Origin of the sequence: Syntrophothermus sp. (assembly GCF_013314835.1) — a bacterium.
GTDB lineage: Bacteria > Bacillota > Syntrophomonadia > Syntrophomonadales > Syntrophothermaceae > Syntrophothermus > Syntrophothermus lipocalidus.
The window spans coordinates 1-2,827 of sequence record NZ_JABUEX010000142.1; the positions used below are offsets into that span (position 1 = coordinate 1).

Genomic DNA, 2,827 nt, shown 5'->3' on the forward strand with positions numbered 1-2,827 from the left:
TCAGCTGGATCTTGGTTGTCTGGGAGTAGAGCTGCATTGATTTCTTTTTGTGGATGGTGCATTTTCGGTTTTTATGCCATATTTTTCGGCCGAATGACGAGTAGGTTTAGCAAAGTACTATTCACCCTAACCCTGTTTGTTGTAGTGCCTGTTGCGGCGTATCAGCTCTTTTTGATTTTTCAGAGGCAGTCGCGTTTGTTAACCATATATAGCAGGTTTGATCATTGGAGAACGGCACTAGAATTGTTTGCACGGTATCCTTTGACAGGGATCGGAGTTAATAACTACTTGTACTATGCTGAATCTGTAGGAGGCATTGGTATTTTCTCGGAAATTACGTATGTGCATAATATCTGGCTTCAGGTATTAGCTGAGACAGGCTTCGTTGGAACGATGGTTTTCTTGATGAGCGTTTTACTTTGCGCTCGAAATAACTTTTTGTGCTTAAAGATTGCTCACAGGTACAAGGAGTATGATTTACTTTTTTTAGTGGGCGCAACATGTGCTTTCGGCATTTATACTTTAACAAGTAACCCTCTTTACGATCAGCAACCTCTGATGCTGTTGTTAACTCTTCAAGGAATCGTAAACGGCCAGTTAACAAGAATTGGCGTTTGGAAGGTGTATTCATTTGGAAAAGCGGCTCAGCGAGGTTTATATTCTCATCCTCAACTACAACGGTTGGCGGGATACCGTTGAATGTCTGGAGTCGGTGCAACGGCTGACCCATCTCAACTACCGCATCGTGGTCATCGACAATGGCTCCACCGACGGCTCCTTGGAAAAGATCAAAGCCTGGGCGGCGGGAAAACTTTCGGTTGAGTCGAAGTTCTTCGCTTACGACCCGTCAACCAAGCCCGTGCGCTTGAATGACCGGGTTGCCGCTGAAGCCGGTGGCCTGGCGGAGCTGGAGGTAGAGAGGACAAGGCAGTACCCCCCAACCGTCTGATGGTCCTCATCCAGACTGGGGCTGATCTAGGCTTACTAAAGATAGTATAACCTGCAAAACTTCTGATCCTTGAGAATCAAGACTCTCAACAGGCACCAGATTAATTTTACCCAATTCCTAGCATTAACTTAGATCACGCTATTTTCTATAAACAGAAGGGATTTCCTTACCTCGTCTCGAACTTAATCGAAAACCACCCAAAACATACACACGAGGAGGAAACCCCCGTTATTGTATCTTCTCCAACAAGTGCTTTTTCCCTTTGAGGTTTCGTAAAAGAGTGCGACCAGGACGACCAGATGTTTTTAGCCCTTGCGTCGATTGATGTGGAGCCCATTAAGAAAATGTTCCCTGCGTATAAAGGAGTGGGCCGGCACGGCTACAGCCGGGTAGCTCTGTTTAGATCCCTCGTGCTTCAAAAGATCGTGCAGTTGCCGGGGATCGAGGCCCTGGTCAGGTGCCTTAAGTATTCCCCGCAGATTGCGTACTGGTGCGGTTTTGACACCCGGAAACCCCTGCCTTCAGCCACCGTTTTTTACCGCTTTCTCGGCGAATTGAAGGAGAAGGCCGGGCAGGAACTTCTTGACCAGGTTGCCGAAAAAATGATTACCCGGGTAGCAAAACGCACCTCCTCCGAGGGCATGGTCGTCATTGACAACACAGACATCCCGCCCCGGGAAAGGCCAAAGAACGAGCAGCCTGGTTCGGCCTGGGGTCACCGGACAGCATCCGAGGAGGAAACCGAACTGTTTTACGGCTATAAATTCCATGCCGCGGTGCTGCTCACGGACATTGGCTCGCTGCCCTTGGCAGGCCGGCTCGCTCCGGCCAACGTGGCAGATGTGGAACTGGCGCCCGTACTGATTGACGAAGCCTGCCGGCAGCACCAGCTAATTTACGGTTTCCGTCCGGAATATTACCTGATGGACGCCGGTTACGACTCCAGCGATATTTACAAGAAAGCCATCAATTTGAAAGCCCAGGCCATCATCAAGTTAAACAGGCGGAACCAGAAGAAACCGCCCGAGGGCTTTGACGAAAACGACACGCCTCTTTGTCCGGCCGGACAGGCGATGGTTTTCTGGGGTTCCGACAGAAAACAGTTGACCATCAAATTCCGGTGCCCAAAGGCCGTTGGCCAGCAGGCAGGTAGAATGTCAAAAAGAGTGCAATTCAAACAACTCCTATGGGCCGGTGGTCAGGTTAAAGATAACCGAAAACCCCCGTTTGTTCTGCTGCCCCCATCGGGGGAGCGAGAAATGGCAGAAGACATATAACCGAAGAAGCTCCATAGAACGGTGGTTTGGGCTGTTAAAAGAACATCTCTTTCTGGACAAGATGACCCGGCGGGGAATTGACAAGGCTTTTGTTGATGTGACCATCAGCATGATCACGTTCCTTGCCGGTACCCTGGCCCAACTGAAACAAGAACAACAGAACCAAAAGGCTGCTTAAATTAGAGATTCGCGATTCCAAAAAACGCAGTCTACTATGGAAGGGATGATCTATCCCTTTTGCCTGGCCTTTCTCTGCACTTCTGGCTCGTGTCTAATTTTTTGCGATTTTTGCAGAGGAAATGACAAGATCAATACCAGTCAGGTCCCTAATTAACCATTTGTTGCCATCAAAAAAGGGCTATTTTGCAGGTTGCACAAAGATAGATTTGAGTCAGGGGGTGCACGAGTGGATAAATTGATTGAAATCGCACTTGCAACCTACAATAGTGCTAAATATATCAGTGACTTTTTGGAATCTCTTTTAAAACAAACTTATCTTCAGTGGCGCTTAGTTGTCAGAGACGATGGCTCCACCGATGCTACAAAAGACATACTTAATACATTAAAGCAAGAGTTTCCAGAACGCATTATACTAATACAA

At 47.9% G+C, this 2,827-nt stretch carries 5 protein-coding genes; all 5 read left to right on the plus strand.

The features are described 5' to 3' along the window. The first annotated feature begins 15 nt into the window (after positions 1-15). Positions 16-699: an O-antigen ligase family protein gene (locus HPY90_RS16275; protein ID WP_353733692.1), complete on the plus strand. Its 684-nt coding sequence runs from the start codon at positions 16-18 to the stop codon at positions 697-699. Next, positions 632-949, plus strand: coding sequence for a glycosyltransferase family 2 protein (locus HPY90_RS15730; RefSeq protein ID WP_287195906.1), 318 nt, complete (start codon positions 632-634; stop codon positions 947-949). Before HPY90_RS16275 ends, HPY90_RS15730 begins: the two co-directional genes overlap by 68 nt. Positions 950-1,248: 299 nt before the next feature. Next, positions 1,249-2,226 (plus strand): transposase, encoded by a 978-nt coding sequence (locus tag HPY90_RS15735; protein WP_287195908.1) that lies wholly within the window; start codon positions 1,249-1,251, stop codon positions 2,224-2,226. Further along, the gene (locus tag HPY90_RS16280) at positions 2,144-2,404 is read left to right on the plus strand and encodes a transposase (RefSeq protein ID WP_353733691.1); all 261 of its coding nucleotides are present in this window, start codon (positions 2,144-2,146) and stop codon (positions 2,402-2,404) included. Before HPY90_RS15735 ends, HPY90_RS16280 begins: the two co-directional genes overlap by 83 nt. A gap of 228 nt (positions 2,405-2,632) precedes the next feature. Then, positions 2,633-2,827 (plus strand): glycosyltransferase (locus tag HPY90_RS15740; protein WP_287195909.1); only part of this gene is annotated, 195 nt, incomplete at its 3' end.

Coding starts and splice junctions, on each gene's coding strand:
- HPY90_RS15735 (WP_287195908.1), top strand. CDS start 1,249: ATGTTTTTAGCCCTTGCGTCGATTGATGTGGAGCCCATTAAGAAAATG.